The organism is Pseudonocardia endophytica, assembly GCF_004339565.1.
Classification (GTDB): Bacteria; Actinomycetota; Actinomycetes; order Mycobacteriales; family Pseudonocardiaceae; genus Pseudonocardia; species Pseudonocardia endophytica.
The window spans coordinates 1,897,926-1,914,194 of record NZ_SMFZ01000002.1 but is presented as its reverse complement, the minus strand read 5'-3'; the positions used below and the strand labels follow the sequence as shown (position 1 = coordinate 1,914,194).

The following is a 16,269-nucleotide window of genomic DNA, read 5'->3' as shown; positions in this document are numbered from 1 at the left end:
CTGGACGCGGACACAGCAGCTTGCTCAGCAAGCGCACCACTGCGACGATCGATGCACAAGTGGAACCGTCCCCGGTGAGCATTCTGCGCATCGGGGATGGACCAACCCGGCGAGGAGCGCGCAGAGTGCCCACCGAACTCGACGAGCGGGACGCCCGTCTGCTGCTCGCGCTCGCCGAGAACCCGCGCGGGACCGTGCTCGCGCTGGCCGACCAGGTCGGGCTGTCCCGCAACACGGTGCAGGCCCGTCTCGCCCGGCTCGAGGAGCTCGGCGTGCTCGGCACGTTCGAGCGGCGCATCGACCCGGCCGCGCTCGGTTACCCGCTGACCGCGTTCGTGACCGTGCGCGTGGTGCAGCGCGAGCTCGCCGAGGTGGCGGATGCGCTGGACCGGGTGCCGGAGGTGCTGGAGGTGCACGGCATGTCCGGCGAGGGCGACCTTCTCGTGCACGTCGTCGCCCGTGACGCGGACGACCTCTACCGGATCGCCGGGCAGTTACTCGCGACCGAGGGCGTGGAACGGACGACGACGTCGCTGGTCATGCGCTCGCTCGTCGGCTTCCGGACGGCACCGTTGCTGCGGCGCCTGGCCGGGTCCGAGCCCCCGACCCCGTGAACGAGGGTGCCGTTCGAGCAGTCGCATTGCTCGAAGGTGCCGTTCGTTCGGGACGGGACGGGGCGGGGCGGGGCGGGACGGGAACGGCCGGGATGGAGAGGGCCGGGCGGGCCGGCCCGACTACGCTCGGGTCGTGTCGGCTCTGCTCCCCTCCACGGCCCGTCTCCTGGTCGCCCGCACCGCCCGCGCCCAGCGCGACGGGCGCGTCCCGTCGCTGGTCGCGGGCGTCGCCCGGGACGGAGGGCTCGCGTGGTCGGCCGGACACGGCGACCTGCCCGGGCCGGCGGACGACACCCAGTACCGGATCGGGTCGCTCACCAAAACGATCACCGCGATCACCGTCCTGCGCCTGCGCGACGAGGGCCGTCTCGACCTGGACGACCCGCTCGAGACGCACCTGCCCGGCACCCCGCTCGGCGACCGCACGATCGGCCAGCTGCTCGGACACCTCGGCGGAGTGGCCGCGGAGAGCCCCGGCCAGTGGTGGGAGCGCAGCCCGGGCGGGTCGCTCGACGAGCTCGGTCTGACCGACGACGAGCGGGTCCTCCCGGCCGCGCGCCGCTTCCACTACTCGAACCTGGGCTTCGGACTGCTCGGCGACGTCGTCGCCGGCGTCCGCGGTCGCGCGTGGGCCGACGTCGCGCACGAGGAGGTGCTGGTGCCGCTGGGCATGGTCCGGACGACGACACGGCCGGTCGCGCCCGCGGCCACGGGGTTCGCCGTGCACCCCTGGTCGCAGACGCTGCTGCCCGAGCCGGAGCACGACGCGGGCGTGATGGCACCCGCCGGGCAGCTGTGGTCGACGCTCGCCGACCTGGCACGTCTCGCCACGTTCCTCACCGGCGACACCGGCGACGTCCTGTCCCCCGCCACGGTGGAGGAGATGACGGTGCCGGCCGGCGTCGACCCGTCGCAGCCGGTCTGGGCCGGGTACGGGCTCGGGCTGCAGGTCCAGCGCGTCGACGGCGTCACGCTCGTCGGGCACGGCGGGTCGATGCCGGGGTTCCTGGCCGGGATCTGGGTGGACCGCGAGCAGGCGACCGGCGCGTTCGTCGCGGGCAACACGACGTCCGGGATGGACGGCGGCGTCCCGGCCACGCTGCTGGCCGACGTGCGCGCGGCCGAGCCACGCGTCGTCGCACCCTGGACGCCGGAGGCACCGCCGGTCGACCCGGCCGTGCTCGGGCCCTGGTACTGGGGCCCGTCGCCGTACGTGCTGCGCGCGGTCCCCGGTGGGTTGCTGCACCTCGGCGGGCTCGGACGGCCCGGCCGCTCGTCGCGCTTCCGCCCCGGCCCGGACGGTACCTGGATCGGGATGGACGGCTACTTCGCCGGCGAGACGCTCCGCGTCGGACCGGACGCGCTGCACCTGGTGACCTACGTGTTCACCCGGTCGCCGTACGACCCGGCCGCGCCGATCCCGGGCGGCGTCGATCCCACAGGGTGGTCCCCCGGCCACTGAAACGGCACGGCCCCTCGTCGACACCGAATCGAGACCTGGGCCCCGCACGACGCGGACCAGCGGGAACAGGCAATACGGGCAGAACCGGCGGACGACAGAAAGCTCGTCGTTACCTACACTCCGGGACAATGTTCGCGAATTGTCCGTTCATGCACGGTTGTGACGTCGGAGGGGAGGAGCGCCCGCACGGGCGTATCCAGTCATGACACAGGTGGAACCCACGAAGGGGGCCGACGCCCCCGATCCCGGAGGGACGGCGGCCGACGAGCCCCGTCCCCGCACCGACTGGACGATCTTCGCCGTGGCCGGCGGCGTCGTCGGAGTCTTCCTGCTCTGGGGCCTGATCGGTCCCGACTCGCTGAGCGGCGCCGTGAGTGCACTGCTCGACGGCCTGATGCGCGGCGGCGGCTGGGCCTTCATCCTGGCCGCGACGGCGTTCGTCGTCTTCGCGCTCTGGCTGGCGTTCAGCAAGTTCGGCAAGATCCGCCTCGGCACCGACGCGGAGAAGCCCGAGTTCCGCACGGTGTCCTGGATCGCGATGATGTTCAGCGCCGGCATGGGCATCGGCCTGATGTTCTTCGGCGTGAACGAGCCGCTGTCGTTCTTCACGACCTCCACCCCGCCGGGAGCCGCCGAGCCGCTGACGCCGGACGCGGCGAACGTCGCGATGGCGACGTCGTTGTTCCACTGGACGCTGCACCCGTGGGCGATCTACGCCGTGGTCGGCCTGGCCATCGCGTACTCGACGTTCCGCAAGGGCCGCCGCCAGCTGATCAGCCAGGCGTTCATCCCGCTGATCGGCAAGAAGGCCGCGGAGGGCGGCGTCGGCAAGGCGATCGACATCCTGGCGATCTTCGCCACGCTGTTCGGGTCGGCCGCGTCGCTGGGGCTCGGCGCCTACCAGATCGGCGGCGGCATGCAGTCGGTCGGCTGGACCGACGGGGCGCCCGGCGCGGGGATCCTGGCGATCATCATCGTGGTGCTCACCGCGGCGTTCATCCTGTCCGCGGTCTCCGGTGTGGCGCGCGGCATCCAGTGGCTGTCGAACATCAACATGGTGCTCGCGGGCGTGCTGGCGCTGTTCGTGTTCGTGCTCGGCCCGACGGTGATCATCCTCGACCTGATCCCGACGGCGGTCGGCGCCTACTTCACCGACTTCTTCGAGATGGTCGGCCGCACCGAGGCCTCCGGCGGCGAGCCGATGCTCGACTGGCTGTCGTCGTGGACGGTCTTCTACTGGGCCTGGTGGATCTCCTGGACCCCGTTCGTCGGCATGTTCCTGGCCCGGATCAGCCGTGGCCGCACGATCCGCGAGTTCGTCGGTGGCGTGATCCTGGCGCCGAGCATGGTGTCGCTGGTCTGGTTCTGCATCTTCGGCGGTGCCGCGATCACACAGGCCAAGCCGGTCGCCGACGGCGGCGACGGCCGGGTGTTCTCCGAGGACTCGAACGCCCAGCTGTTCGAGGTGCTGCAGGCCTACCCGCTGGCGACGATCACCGGTCTCCTGGTGATGATCCTGGTCGGCATCTTCTTCGTGTCCGGTGCGGACGCGGCGTCGATCGTCATGGGCACGCTGTCGCAGCGCGGCACGATCGAGCCGAGCCGGTGGATCGTGGTGTTCTGGGGTTCGATCATGGGCGCCGTCGCGGTGCTGATGCTCGTCACCGGCGGCGAGGACGCCTTGAGCGGCATCCAGAACCTCACGATCCTGGTCGCGGCCCCGTTCGTCGTGATCATGATCCTGCTGTGCTTCGCACTGTCCAAGGACCTGCGGCGCGACCCGATGATCCTGCGCGACGTCAAGGGCGCGGAGATCATCGAGCAAGCCGTGGACTACGCGACGGCACGCCACGGCACGGACTTCTACCTGCGCGTCCGGGCGTTCCCGGACGGGAAGAAGGCCGAGCTGACCGCCGAGGAGTACGACGCCAACCACGGTCCCGGAACCGGCCCCGGCTACCAGATGACGGAGCCAGGGGAGACCGAGGAGGTCGTGGCCGCCGAGGACGGTCCGGACGCCGACGGCTCCTCCCCCGACACGTCGGGAGGCAGCAAGGCGCCGGTCGCCGGCGACTGAGACACGGGCTCCCGACGGGCCGGGTGGGCGATCACGCCCACCCGGCCCGTTCGTCTCGCCGAGCGCGACCGGACGAAGTCGGGGTGTGACCACGACCGGACCCGCTCGTTGTACCCGTGGAGGGCCCGGGCAGGCGTCCGGGAGCGCCCGCGGAGCGTCGGAGTGGATCATTTCGACCCCGGAACCGAGCACACGGAGGGACCTGACAGAGTGGCCCGAATGCGTCTCGTGTTCACCCCCGGAGACGACCAGGGGTATGCCGAGGCCCGGCACGGACTACTGGAGCAGTTCCACGTCTGGGCCCGGCATCGCCGGGTCGAGGTCGACTCGTCGCTCGTCGCGGCCGCCGTCGACTACAAGTACGCCCGGGACCGTCGTCTGGGCCGCTGGCACCGCTCACACGTCGCGGACGCGCTCGGGATGTGGTTCCCGCGCAAGGTGACCGTGCGCGAGCCGGAGGACGTGCCGCCCGCGTTCCACGCGCTGATCGACTTCCTGGCCGACCACGAGTGGCTGGACACGCTGTCCGCCCCGCCGGCCGACCTGCACGAGCAGGTGCGCGACTCCACGCCCGCGCTGCACGACGGGCTCGCGGACGAGCGCAACTACGACCTCGGCAAGTTCTGGGGCGTGCAGATGCTGCGCAACGGCGTGGACCCGGCCGACCCGGTCGCCGTGCAGCGCTTCCTGAACCGCGCGGGCTCGGGCGAGGCGGACGTCGACCGGCACGCGCTGGACGAGATCATGCGACGGCACAACCGGCCGTCGGACCCGCTCGGCCGTCCGGAGTGGACACCCGACCTCCCGCCGGTGCTGCTGCCCGGCGCCGCGACACTGGTGTCGGCCGCGCAGCGGAGCCCCGCGCTGGACCACCTGCGGCGCCTGACGCGCTGGGTGCGGGCCGGCCGACGCCTGACCTCCGACGGGCGGCTCGGCCGCACCGACGCGCTCGACCTGGCCGCGCACCTGCAGCTCGACCACCTCTACCGGGACTCCGCGCGCACCAGCGACGACCTGCCGGAGGTCTCGCTTCTGCTGCGCTGGGCCCGTGCGGCGCGCCTGGTCCGCCCGGTGCGCGGTCGGCTGGTGCCGGTGAAGAGCGCCGCGCGTGTCCTGGACCGGCCGATCGAGCTGTGGCAGAGGGCGTTCGATGCGGTCGGGCGGCTCGGCGACAACCTCGGCGGTACGGACGTGTTCGGCTCGCCGTCGCTGTTCGGGATGTCGATGTCCGAGGCGTTCCCGATGCTGTGGGTGAGCCTGTACGCCACCGGCGGCGGCCCGGTCCCGCTGGAGCACTTCCACCGGCTCGTGCGCGACACCGTGAACGCCGAGTGCGGCTGCGTCGTCGACGACCTGGCCGGGGACGTCGAGCAGCGGCTCTGGCGCCGCGACGTGACAGCCCTGCTAGACGCGTGCGAGATGCTCGGCGCGATCGAGCTCGGCGAGACCCTCGACGGCGACGAGCTGGACCGGCTCGCCGAGGTGGCCCAGCGCGAGGACCCGGACCCGACGGTCGTGTCGCTGACGCCGATGGGTGTGTGGGCGGTGCACCAGATGCTCGTCGAGCAGGGCATGCACGTGCCGGAGCCGGGCGAGCTGACCGACGAGGACGTCGAGTACGTCTGTGTGCGCCTGTCCGGCGTGCGCCGCGAGGTCGCCGAGGCCGAGCTGACGGCGTGGGCGGAGGCCCGGCACCCGTCGGATGCCGCGGCCGAGCTGGACCGCTACCTGCGCCGCTGCGACGATCCGGCACTGCGCTCGCTCGCACTGCACACGCTGGGCCAGACCGGCGCCCCGGGGCGCACCGTCGCCGCCCGGCACCGCTCGCACGTCACCGACCCCACGGCCCCCGCGCAACGGCGGGGACACCCGGACGGACCGGCGCACCTGCCGTTGCAGCGGGACCTGGAGCCCGCGGGCTGAGGTCCTACGGCTCCAGCACGACCTTGCCGGTGACGACGCGGTCGTCGATCCGGGACAGCGCCTCACCCGCCTTGTCGAAGGAGAACGTGCCGCTGATCATCGGGTTCAGCGCGCCGGAGGAGATGTGCGGCAGCATCTCGTCCCACTCCCACGCGACGTAGCCTTCCCGGGCCAGCGCGAACGCTCCCCAGCCGACGCCGCGGACGTCGATGTTGTTCAGCAGCAGGCGGTTCACCTTGACCGTCGGGATGTCGCCCGCCGTGAACCCGACGACCAGCAGCCGTCCGAGCGGGGCGAGGCTGCGCAGCGAGTCGGTGAACCGGTCCCCGCCGACCGGGTCGACCACGACGTCCACACCGGAGGAGCCGGTGAGGTCCTTCACGGCATCCTTGAAGCCGTCGACGCCGATCGCGTGGTCGGCGCCCGCCTGCCGCGCGACGTCCTGCTTCTCCGGCGACGACGCGACACCGATCACCGTGGCGCCCAACGCCTTCGCCATCTGGATCACGGCCGTGCCGATGCCGCCGGCCGCGCCGTGCACGAGCACCGACTGGCCCTCGCGCAGGTCGCCGCGCACGGCGAGCGCGAAGTGCGCGGTCAGGTAGTTCATCGGCAGGCACGCGCCCGCGGCGAACGACACGCCGTCCGGCAGCGGCAGCACGGCCCACTCGGGCACCGCGACCGTCTCGGCGAACACGCCGGACATCGTGAACGCGACGACCCGGTCTCCGACCGCGTACCGGCTCCCCTCCGGCGCCTCGCGCACCGTGCCGGCGCACTCCGAGCCGAGCGTGAACGGCGGGTCCGGCTTGTACTGGTACATGCCCTTGGTGAGCAGGACGTCCGGGAAGTTGACGCCCGCCGCGGCGACGTCCACGAGGACGTGTCCGTCCGGGCGCTCCGGCGGTTCGATGTCGGTCACCTGGACCGACGACGGACCGTTCAGCTCGACGACCTGCACTGCGCGCACGCGCTCCCCTTCCGCGGATCCGACCGGCGTGCGCATCGAATCACGGGCCGCGCGGGGCGTGCGAGCCCGGACGTCCGTCAGCGCGTGCGCTGGCGCGGGATCGCGTCGTGCAGGACGGCCCGACCACGCTCCGCGGCGTGGTCGGTCGTCAGGTGGAAGTGGCCCTTGCGGGAACGGGAGCACAGGTAGGAGCGCTGCGGGCGACCGCCGAGTGCCTCCAGTTCGCGGGCCGCGCACTCGGCGGCGTCGCGGTCCGGGTAGATGACCTTGCCGTCGTTGCCGAACACGGCCGACCGGGGGTCCAGCGCGATGCGCTCACGACGGCCGGGCAGGCAGACCTCGGGGCGGCCGCTGCGCATGAGCCGGGCGTACCGGGCCAGCACTCGTCCGCGTTCGCCGTCGACCACACCGCGCGACGGGACCGGACGCGGCGCCGGCACGGACGGCATCGGCTCCACCGCACCGCGCGGACGCGGGATCGCGCCCGGGTCCAGCGGAGCTGCATCCGGCCTGCCGTCCATGTCGCCTCCACGTCGTCGTCACCTGTGGAATCGCACGGGCCATCCTGCACCGTTACGGGGAGCGTCCGGAGTCGCACGATCGTGTCGTGTTCATCGTCGATGCGTGACGTTCCGTGAGCACCGGTCGCGATCACGCCCGTCACCCGGCACGGTGACGGCACGGGAATCGGCGTTCACGCCGGCCCGTTCCGCCGTATCCTGGGACTCCGATCCCGCGCACGGTGCCCGGCGGCGCCTCGGCCCGGATCGGCCGAGCGGGTGCGGGGGAGCACACATGGCGATCCAGTTCGAGGACGACCGGGAGACCGTCACACAGGGCCCGTCGTGGACCGACGTGCTGATCGCGTCCGAGATCTGCGACGGCGTGTTCGACGTCCGGTGGGACGTCCGGCCCCGCCTGCGGCGCTGGCTCGCCGCGCACGACCTGCCGACCGCATGCCTGCGCGAAGCGCACCTGCCCTCCGTCGACGCGTGGGCGCTGCTGGACGGCGGGGTGATCAGCGTGTCGTCGGTGACGGTCGCCGGGGCGACTCCCGAGCCGGCCTGGTCCCCTCCCCTGTCCGCGGGGATGCGGGTGATCGGGTTCCGGGCGTTCCGCCTGCTCGTCGCGGAGCTCGCGCTGGCCGGCCCGTCGTCGACGCTGCCCGGCGAGCCGTCCACCGACCCGGACGCGCTGCGCGCCGCGTTCGAGGGCCGCGTCCCGGACGGCGCGACGACCGAGCAGGCCGAGCTGCTCGCGACGTGCACCGACCGCTCGTCGCTGCGGTGGGTCGCGGCCGCGCTGGCCTCCCCCGGCTGACGTGTCCCGCTGGATCCTGCACGTCGACCTCGACCAGTTCCTCGCCGCGGCGGAGATCCTGCGCCACCCGGAGCTGGCCGGGCGGCCGCTCGTCGTCGGCGGGACGGGCGCTCCCGGCGAACGGACGGTCGTGGCGACCGCGTCCTACGAGGCCCGCGCGCACGGCGTCACGTCCGGGACGCCGATGCGCCTCGCCCGCCGCCGCCTGCCAGACGCGGTCTTCCTGCCCGCCGACAAGCCGTACTACGAGTCGGTCTCCGACGACGTCATGGACACCCTGCGGGCCACCGGAGAGCCGGTCGAGGTGATCGGCTGGGACGAGGCGTGGGTCGGCACCGACGGCGACCCACGCGCACTGGCCGAGCGCATCCGGCACGACGTCCGTTCACGCACCGGTCTGTCCTGCGCGGTCGGCATCGGGGACAACACCCTGAAGGCGAAGACAGCGACCGGATTCGCCAAGCCCGGCGGGATCCACGAGCTGACCGCGCGGAACTGGTTCGCGACGATGGGCGCGCGTCCGACGGACGCGCTGCCGGGGCTCGGTGCGAAGACGGCGGCCAAGCTCGCCGAGCTCGGCATCACGACCGTCACCGAGCTGGCCGAGTCGCGCCCGGGTGTCGTCGCGGCCCGTCTGGGGCCGCGGATGGGGCCGTACTACGTGTCGCTCGCGCGCGGGATGGGCCGCACGGAGCTGGAGACCGGCCGGTACGTCCCGCGCTCGCGCAGCCGGGAGACGACGTTCGCCGAGGACATCACGGACCAGGACGTGCTGCGCGCGGAGATCGTCGAGCTGGCCCACCGCGTGGCCGAGGACGTGGCGTTCGAGGACCGCGACGTCGCCCGCGTCGGCGCGAAGGTGCGCACGACCGGCTTCCACACCCGCACCCGCAGCGCCCCGATCGAGCTCCCCGGCCGCGACGGGCACGCCATCGCCGCGATCGCCACGACGCTCCTCGACGAACTGGCCCCGACCCGCCCGGTCCGCCTGCTGGGCGTCCGCGCCGAGTTCGTCGAGGCCTGACGGCGCCGCCGCTCCCACCGCCACTCCGTCCACTCGCCACGCCGCGCGCGAACCCGCTCGGCCCCACCGAGCCGCGCGGTGATCCGGCAGACGCGCACGCCTGCGGAGAACGCACGCGCCCGGACGCGTGCGTCCACCGAACGGGCGCGCGTTCTGCGGATCAGCGCTCGCCACGCCGCCCGTACGCGACCGTGCGTACCCGCGCACCCGCGCCGAATGTGACATCCGTGCGCATCATCGGCACGGGTGCCGCGCTCGTCCCGGAGGTCGGCGGCCTCGTAGGGTCGGAGGCGTGGGCGAGACCTGGACCAGCGCGGAGTGTGCGGAGTTCTGGGGTGTGAAGACGCCGACGTTCCTGGGGTACGTCAGCCGCGGGCAGGCACCCGCACCGCTGGACGGGACCGACGGACGTCGCAGACTCTGGGACGCCGACGAGGTGCGGGCGTTCCCGCGCCCCGGCGCCGGGCACAGTCGCGCGGGTGCGGGGCCGGAGGCCGAGGCGCTGCTCGACGAGATGCGGGCGGCGGCCGCAGCGGGCGACCGGGAACGTCAACGTGATCTTCTCGCCGACGGTCGACGTCGTGGCCTGGAGATCTCCACGATGGCCGATGCGCTGGGCGTATCCCGGCGCACGGCACACACGTGGCTCGCCCGGTGACGGCGCTTGCGCCCGGCATCCGCACGCGGTTCACTCATGCCGTGATGCGCACCTGGCTCGAGCCGTTCTGGCCCAGCCGTCGCGTCGTGCAGTTCGACGAGTTCTGTCGCACGGCCGCGTAGCGCGGCTGATCCCCGGCCGCCGCGCGGCCTCTCGTGACCCACCCCTGAGTCGTGGGCACGTGCCCGCGACGTCGTCATCCTGGAGTTCCCATGTCCGTCACGGACGACCTGCTCGCCAACAACGCCACCTACGCCGCGGGCTTCTCCGGCCCGCTGCCGCTGCCGCCGTCGAAGGGCGTCGCCGTCGTCGCCTGCATGGACGCGCGGCTCAACGTCTACGGCGCGCTCGGCCTGAACGAGGGCGAGGCGCACGTCATCCGCAACGCGGGCGGCGTGATCACCGACGACGAGATCCGCTCGCTCGCGATCAGCCAGCGCCTGCTCGGCACGACCGAGATCATCCTGATCCACCACACCGACTGCGGCATGCTCACGTTCACCGACGACGGCTTCAAGAAGTCCATCCAGGACGAGACCGGCATCAAGCCGGAGTGGGCCGCCGAGGCGTTCGGGGACGTGGACGCCGACGTCCGCCAGTCGATCGCCCGGATCAAGGCGAACCCGTTCGTCCCGCACAAGGACTCGGTGCGCGGCTTCGTGTTCGACGTCGCGACCGGAAAGCTCAACGAGGTCCTCCAGATCGGCTAGCGTCGTCACCGGCCCGGCCCCGTACACGGGTGCCGGGCCGGTTCATGTCGCCGACCTCCGGAGGACCGTTGACCGAACCCCGTCCGTCCACGTCGTACGCGGGCGCCACGGCGCACTACCTCTCCGAGGACCGCCGGGACGCGGTCAAACGGCACTGGGAGGAGCCGGCGACACGCGGCATGATCGCCGCGGTGCTGGACGCGCTCGGGCCGCCCGGGCACGGAGGTCCGCTGCGGGTGCTCGACGTCGGCGCCGGGACCGGCGACGCCCTGCGCCTGCTCGGCGAGACGGTCGGCCCGGCCGAGGTCGACTACCTCGGCATCGACACCGACCCGGACATGGTCGAGACGGCGACGGAGCTGCACGACGGCCGCCCGGGTGTCGCGTTCACGCGGCACGACGTACGGGAGCCGCTCCAGGACGGTCCGTTCGATCTCGTGCTCTCCACCGGCGTGCCGTTCTCCCACCTGCGACCGGACGAGTTCCGCGCGGCTCTCGCCGCGTTGTTCGCCGCCGTACCGCGCGGGCACCGGTGCGCCGCCGTCGTCGACGTGCTGGGGCGGTTCTCGCTGGAATGGACACCGAACTGGGACCGCGCGACGTGGCGGTACGCGATGTCGTTCTTCGCCGGCACCGACGACGTGCTGCACAGCGAGATGACGTTCCACTCGCGGGAGAGCCTGTGGTCGGCGATCGGCGGCGCCGCCGCGGACGCCGGAGCACGGATCGCGACGGCCGCGTTCCACGACCGTTCGGTCGCCGTCGGCAGGCACACCGCGACGGCCGAGTTCGCCCCGGACGTCCGGCCGTACCGGACGCTGGTCAACCGGCTCTACGACGGCGACGTCGCGCTCGACGTCGGTGACCTCGCGATGCGCGTTCCGGACGGCCACGCCCCCGACGCCGTGCGCCGGTTCTTCGGCCGGTTCACCGACGCGTGGAACGCCCGTCTCGTGGATGCGCGGTCGCTGGAGCGGGAGCTGGGCACGACGCCCGCGGGCCGGGTCGCGCTGGCCCGGTCCCTGCAGGCGCTGGAGCACGGCATGCAGAGCGGCCTCGGCACGGCGCACTCGCTGTCCGCGCTGCTGGTGGTCGAGCGCTGAGAGGTCGAGCCCTGACCGGTCGGGCGCTGCCGGGTCGGAGCGGTCAGCCCGACGACGCGCACACCGACGTGAGGGACAGGCCGAGCGCCGACCTGTGCACGTCGTCCAGCGGCTTCGCCGCGTCGACGGCCGCCTGCGCCAGTCGCCCGGCGCACGCCTCGTGCGAGCGCGCCGGAGCCGCCTGCGCCATGGCCGCCACGAGCTCGGTGCCGATCCGGTCCAGCTCGGGACGGATCGTCGCCAGGGCCGGTCGCTGCGCGGGCTTCGTGTCCGGGCGGTCGGTCCACTGCCTCAGCAGGTCGTTCTGGACCTGCGTGCTGGCCGCGATCTGGTCGGTGAACACCCGGGCGGCCCACTCCGGGTCGACGCGGTCCTTCTCCGCCTCGGTGCGCGCGGCCGCGATCACGGCGGCCTCGCGGGGCGGGTCGGTCACCGGCTGCCCGGTGCCCACCTTCGCGGCGGCGACCTGGTCGGACACGACGACCCGTCGGGCGGCCAGCGCCACGATCCGGTCGAGACCCTGCCCGCCGTCCTCGGGCAGCGGTCCCTGGCTCAGCGGCGGCGTCCCGCTGCAGCCCGCGAGCAGCGCGAGCAGCAGGACGGCTCCAGCAACCGAACGACAGCGGATCACCCGTCGAGACTAGTGCCGTGTCGCGCAACGTCGGTGCCGGGATCGGCGGATCCAGGCGTTCGCAGGCACGGCGCAGCCCGCAGCTCCTACCGGGCGTCGTCGCACGGGCGGCAACGCCGCCTGCGGGCGCCCGGGCCTCCGAGATCGGTGCCGAACGTGTCGCGATGCGGCACTAGTCATCCGGCTCGGGAACCGTGACCGGCGCCGGTACCGGCTGCCCGAACAGCTGCGCGACGACGTCGGAGACGGTGCGCACGCCGCCGGGCAGCGTGCCGGGCGAGGGCTGCTGGTCGGTCACGGCCACGACGTAGCGCTCGTCCGGCCCCGCGAACCCGGCGGTCGCCGTCACCCAGTGCTCGCCCCAGTCGTCGCGCTCCTGCGACCAGCCGTCCTTCGTGCCGGGTCGCTGGTCGGCGCCGGCGGCCCACACGCCCCAGTGCTGGTTGCCCGCGACGCCGCGCATCGCGTCCACCAGGTACGCGCGGTCGGCGGGCGCAGCGCGGTCGAGCACGTAGCGGACCATCGCGGCCAGATCCGCCGTCGAGCACTTCACGAAGCCCCAGTAGGTGCTCGACGTGAAGCCGGGCTGGAACGCGACCGAGCGCATGCCGAACGTCGTGCGGAACCGGTCGAGCATCGCGTCGCCGCCGTGGCGCTTCCACAGCCGGTCGGTTGCCCTGTTGTCCGACGAGTGCAGCATCGCGTCCATGTCGGCGCGGTCGGCGTCGGACAGGCCACCCTGCTCGCGCAGATCGGTCGCGATCGCCACCTTGATCGTCGACGCCGTCCATCCCGGACGGTCCACGTCGCCCGCCGTCCAGGTCGCGCCGGTGACGCGGTCGACGACCGTCGCCGCGACGAACCCGGGGGCGTCCGGGCGTCCGTCGATCGTGCGCTGCGCCGCCGCGAAACGCTCGGACCACTCGCAGGGGAACCCGGCCACGGGGGTACACGATGCCGCCACCGTCGTGACCGGCGCCGACGAGGGTGCGACGGGCGACAGCGCGGGTGCCGCGGACGGCGCTACGGTCGGCGTGCCGCCGCATCCGGCGAGCACGAGCGTCACGAGTGCGGTGATCAGGACCGCGGCCCGGGGAACGACGGCCACGGTCGCGGGACGCTACCTGTCGGCCCGCGCCCGTGCGCCGCGGCGCGCCCGGTCTCGACCGCCCGCCGCCCGGACGAGTCCGCCGACGATCGTCTCGGCCCACGCGGCGTCCTTCACGATCGCGACGACGGCGTTCTCGTAGCGGTCGATCCCGGCGACCGGGTCCGGGTCGCCCGGCACATCGGTCCACGGGCCACCGCCGGCGGGTCGACCGGGTCGGTGACACCGTCGCGCAGCTACCCCGGCCCGTGACACGCGGGCGACCACCACGCAGACTGCTGTGCGCCAAGCACACCGCTCGAGGGGGAGCAGATGGACGCACGCACCGCACACGATCCACGGACGAGGTCGGCGGTCCGGACCGCCACCGTGCGCCTGCTGCCGATCCTCGGGCTCGCCTACCTGCTCAACTACGTGGACCGCGTCAACGTCGGCTTCGCCCAGCTGACCATGGGCCCCGACCTGGGCCTGTCGGCGGCCGCGTTCGGGCTCGGCGCCGGCCTGTTCTTCATCGGCTACTTCTTCTTCGAGGTGCCGAGCAACGTCATCCTGCACCGGGTCGGCGCGCGGCTCTGGATCGCGCGGATCATGGTCACCTGGGGTCTGGTCGCGTCCGCGACGGCGTTCGTGCAGGGCGAGATCAGCTTCTACATCGTGCGGATCCTGCTCGGGTTCGCCGAGGCAGGCTTCTTCCCCGGCATCATCCTGTACCTGAGCTACTGGTTCCCCCGCGTCGACCGCGCCCGGATCGTCGCGCTGTTCTTCCTCGCCGTGCCGCTGTCGTCGGTGATCGGCGGGCCGGTGTCCACGCTGCTGATCCAGAACGGCGACGGCGTCCTCGGCTTCGACGCCGGGTGGCGGTTCATGTTCTTCGTCGAGGGCATCCCGGCGATCCTGGTCGGCATCGCGGTGCTGTTCCTGATGCCGGACAAGCCGTCCAAGGCGAAGTGGCTGCCCCGCGAGCAGGCCGCCGCGCTGGAGGCGACGGTCGCCGCCGAGGACGAGAAGCAGGTGCCGCACACGACCGGCATCCGCGCGGGCCTCGCCGACCGGCGGGTGGTGGCCCTGGCCGCCACGTACTTCGGCATCGTGTTCGGTCTCTACGTGCTCGGCTTCTTCCTGCCCGAGGTGATCAAGCAGTTCCAGGCGCTGTACGGCGTGAAGTACTCGCTGGTCCAGATCGGACTGATCACGGCGATCCCCTACGCGGTGGCGTCGATCGCGATGTTCCTGTGGTCGCGGCACTCCGACCGCACCGGCGAGCGGGCGCTGCACGTGGCGATCCCGGCGCTGGTCGGCGCCGTCGGGATCGTCGCGGCGCAGCTGGCCGGGTCACCGCTGACGACCATGGTCTTCGTGACGGTCTGCGCGGTCGGCGTGTTCATGGCGATCCCGCCGTTCTGGTCGCTGCCGAACGCGTTCCTGACCGGCGTCGGCGCGGCCGCGGGCATCGCGCTGATGAACTCGTTCGGCAACCTGTCCGGGTTCGCCGGTCCGTTCGTCTCCGGCTGGCTGCAGGACCTCACCGGCAACGCGCGGGCCGGGTTCTGGGTGGTGGCGGTCATGATGGCGATGTCCGGCCTGATCGCGCTCGGATTCCGGCGTACCGCGCGCGAGCAGGTGTCCGGCGACACCGACGGCTGACCGTCCGGCGAGCGGCAGTACGGTCGAGCCGTGCTCCCCCGCCTCGTCCGTCTCGCCGCGCCGGTGCTGGCGCTCGGCCTGCTGGCCGGCTGCTCCGGCGGAGGCGGCGGTGACGCCCCACCGGCTCCGGACGCGTCCGCGCAGGCCCGCGACGCCGTCACCGCGACGTTCACGGCCTACAGCCAGGCGTTGCTGCGCCGGGACTTCACCACGGCGTGCCTGTCGCTGACCGACGACGCGAAGAAGGCACTCGTCGCCGACCTGAACCAGCGCAACATCCCGGCCCAGACCTGCGAGCAGTCCTACGCCGCGCTCTACGCGACGGACGCGGCCACCGCGCTCGACGAGCAGGGCCGCACGATCACGGTCACCGACGTCAAGGTCGACGGCGCCTCGGCGTCGCTGACCTACTCCGGCTCGGTGAAGGGCAAGCAGCTGACCCAGACCCTGCGCGCCGTCCAGGTCGCGGGCGGCTGGCAGATCGCACCGGGCGCCTGAACACGCCACCCGACCCTCGTGTCCGGTCGAGTGTGACGTTGCGGCGGTACCGACCGCCCGAACCCGCCACTCGGCGCCGCGGACCCGTCGGGTGTGACGTCGCGCGGGAACGCGGGACCGGCCGGCCGGCGTTGGACCCGGCATGGACCGGACGACGCTGGAGGCCGGGCGGGCACGGGTCGCCGAGCGCGCGGCGTCGCTGGAGCGCGAGCTCGGGTCGCTGGCCGAGCAGCAGTCGCTGACCAGCCACGACGACGAGCACGATCCGGAGGGCGTGACGATCGCGGTGCAGCGGGCGCAGCTGCAGGGCCTGCTGGAGGCGGCCCGCGTCGAGATCGCCGAGCTGGACCGGGCCGTGACGCGGCTCGACGACGGAACGTACGGGTTCTGCGCGACGTGCGGCGACCCGATCGCGCCGGAGCGTCTCGAGGCGCTGCCCGCCGCGACGACGTGCATCCGGTGCGCGGAGCGCCGTCGTCGTCCACGATTCTGATGACGTATCCCACCGTTCGGACGTACTCCACTAC

17 protein-coding genes are annotated in these 16,269 nt (G+C 73.0%); 12 read left to right on the top strand and 5 right to left on the bottom strand.

All coding sequences use genetic code 11. The features are described 5' to 3' along the window. Positions 1-125 precede the first annotated feature (125 nt). From EV378_RS27820 to EV378_RS27805, 4 genes are all read left to right on the top strand, one after another. A complete protein-coding gene (locus tag EV378_RS27820) occupies positions 126-614 on the top strand; it encodes an Lrp/AsnC family transcriptional regulator (protein ID WP_132430351.1) in 489 nt (162 codons plus the stop codon). Between the two features lie 133 nt (positions 615-747). Next, entirely contained in the window at positions 748-2,076 is a 1,329-nt protein-coding gene (locus EV378_RS27815; RefSeq protein ID WP_132430350.1) for a serine hydrolase domain-containing protein, read from the top strand. A gap of 202 nt (positions 2,077-2,278) precedes the next feature. Next, on the top strand, positions 2,279-4,153 hold the full coding sequence (locus EV378_RS27810) for a BCCT family transporter (protein WP_132430349.1): 1,875 nt from the start codon (positions 2,279-2,281) through the stop codon (positions 4,151-4,153). A gap of 219 nt (positions 4,154-4,372) precedes the next feature. After that, the gene (locus EV378_RS27805) at positions 4,373-6,076 is read left to right on the top strand and encodes a hypothetical protein (protein ID WP_132430348.1); all 1,704 of its coding nucleotides are present in this window, start codon (positions 4,373-4,375) and stop codon (positions 6,074-6,076) included. Positions 6,077-6,080: 4 nt separating this feature from the next. Here the strand turns inward: EV378_RS27805 and EV378_RS27800 are convergent, their stop codons facing one another. Further along, positions 6,081-7,046 (bottom strand): NADPH:quinone oxidoreductase family protein, encoded by a 966-nt coding sequence (locus EV378_RS27800; protein WP_165922509.1) that lies wholly within the window; start codon positions 7,044-7,046, stop codon positions 6,081-6,083. A 77-nt stretch (positions 7,047-7,123) separates the two neighbouring features. Further along, on the bottom strand, positions 7,124-7,567 hold the full coding sequence (locus EV378_RS27795; RefSeq protein ID WP_132430346.1) for a hypothetical protein: 444 nt from the start codon (positions 7,565-7,567) through the stop codon (positions 7,124-7,126). 274 nt (positions 7,568-7,841) lie between these two features. Here EV378_RS27795 and EV378_RS27790 point away from each other — a divergent pair, with 274 nt between their 5' ends. From EV378_RS27790 to EV378_RS27770, 5 genes are all read left to right on the top strand, one after another. Continuing rightward, positions 7,842-8,366: a hypothetical protein gene (locus EV378_RS27790; protein ID WP_132430345.1), complete on the top strand. Its 525-nt coding sequence runs from the start codon at positions 7,842-7,844 to the stop codon at positions 8,364-8,366. A 1-nt stretch (position 8,367) separates the two neighbouring features. Next, positions 8,368-9,390 carry a DNA polymerase IV gene (locus EV378_RS27785; protein ID WP_132430344.1) on the top strand — a complete coding sequence of 341 codons (1,023 nt, stop codon included), beginning with the start codon at positions 8,368-8,370 and terminating at the stop codon, positions 9,388-9,390. Between the two features lie 292 nt (positions 9,391-9,682). Further along, positions 9,683-10,048, top strand: coding sequence for a hypothetical protein (locus EV378_RS27780; RefSeq protein ID WP_132430343.1), 366 nt, complete (start codon positions 9,683-9,685; stop codon positions 10,046-10,048). A 212-nt stretch (positions 10,049-10,260) separates the two neighbouring features. Continuing rightward, positions 10,261-10,758, top strand: a complete 498-nt coding sequence (locus EV378_RS27775) for a beta-class carbonic anhydrase (RefSeq protein ID WP_132430342.1) — start codon at positions 10,261-10,263, stop codon at positions 10,756-10,758. Between the two features lie 68 nt (positions 10,759-10,826). After that, positions 10,827-11,861: a class I SAM-dependent methyltransferase gene (locus EV378_RS27770; protein WP_165922508.1), complete on the top strand. Its 1,035-nt coding sequence runs from the start codon at positions 10,827-10,829 to the stop codon at positions 11,859-11,861. Positions 11,862-11,904: 43 nt separating this feature from the next. On the opposite strand, the gene EV378_RS27765 is transcribed toward EV378_RS27770, so the two are convergent. The 3 genes from EV378_RS27765 to EV378_RS35590 all read right to left on the bottom strand — a co-directional run bounded on the left by EV378_RS27765 (position 11,905) and on the right by EV378_RS35590 (position 13,780). Next, positions 11,905-12,492, bottom strand: a complete 588-nt coding sequence (locus EV378_RS27765; RefSeq protein ID WP_132430340.1) for a chorismate mutase — start codon at positions 12,490-12,492, stop codon at positions 11,905-11,907. Positions 12,493-12,664: 172 nt separating this feature from the next. Further along, positions 12,665-13,600, bottom strand: coding sequence for a serine hydrolase (locus tag EV378_RS27760; protein WP_132430339.1), 936 nt, complete (start codon positions 13,598-13,600; stop codon positions 12,665-12,667). 12 nt (positions 13,601-13,612) lie between these two features. Continuing rightward, on the bottom strand, positions 13,613-13,780 hold the full coding sequence (locus EV378_RS35590; protein ID WP_165922507.1) for a hypothetical protein: 168 nt from the start codon (positions 13,778-13,780) through the stop codon (positions 13,613-13,615). Between the two features lie 132 nt (positions 13,781-13,912). Between EV378_RS35590 and EV378_RS27755 the strand changes: the two genes are divergently transcribed. The 3 genes from EV378_RS27755 to EV378_RS27745 all read left to right on the top strand — a co-directional run bounded on the left by EV378_RS27755 (position 13,913) and on the right by EV378_RS27745 (position 16,235). Further along, positions 13,913-15,244, top strand: coding sequence for an MFS transporter (locus EV378_RS27755; protein WP_132430338.1), 1,332 nt, complete (start codon positions 13,913-13,915; stop codon positions 15,242-15,244). Between the two features lie 30 nt (positions 15,245-15,274). Then, complete coding sequence (locus EV378_RS27750) at positions 15,275-15,742, top strand: nuclear transport factor 2 family protein (RefSeq protein WP_132430337.1); 468 nt, start codon at positions 15,275-15,277, stop codon at positions 15,740-15,742. A 142-nt stretch (positions 15,743-15,884) separates the two neighbouring features. Beyond that, positions 15,885-16,235, top strand: a complete 351-nt coding sequence (locus tag EV378_RS27745; protein ID WP_132430336.1) for a TraR/DksA family transcriptional regulator — start codon at positions 15,885-15,887, stop codon at positions 16,233-16,235. The last annotated feature ends 34 nt before the right edge of the window (positions 16,236-16,269 follow it).

What these genes read in the sequence shown, in the direction of transcription:
- EV378_RS27810 (WP_132430349.1), top strand. Translation starts at nt 2,279, where the DNA reads ATGACACAGGTGGAACCCACGAAGGGGGCCGACGCCCCCGATCCCGGA.
- EV378_RS27805 (WP_132430348.1), top strand. Translation starts at nt 4,373, where the DNA reads ATGCGTCTCGTGTTCACCCCCGGAGACGACCAGGGGTATGCCGAGGCC.
- EV378_RS27795 (WP_132430346.1), bottom strand. Translation starts at nt 7,567, where the DNA reads ATGGACGGCAGGCCGGATGCAGCTCCGCTGGACCCGGGCGCGATCCCG.
- EV378_RS27790 (WP_132430345.1), top strand. Translation starts at nt 7,842, where the DNA reads ATGGCGATCCAGTTCGAGGACGACCGGGAGACCGTCACACAGGGCCCG.
- EV378_RS27775 (WP_132430342.1), top strand. Translation starts at nt 10,261, where the DNA reads ATGTCCGTCACGGACGACCTGCTCGCCAACAACGCCACCTACGCCGCG.
- EV378_RS27755 (WP_132430338.1), top strand. Translation starts at nt 13,913, where the DNA reads ATGGACGCACGCACCGCACACGATCCACGGACGAGGTCGGCGGTCCGG.
- EV378_RS27745 (WP_132430336.1), top strand. Translation starts at nt 15,885, where the DNA reads ATGGACCGGACGACGCTGGAGGCCGGGCGGGCACGGGTCGCCGAGCGC.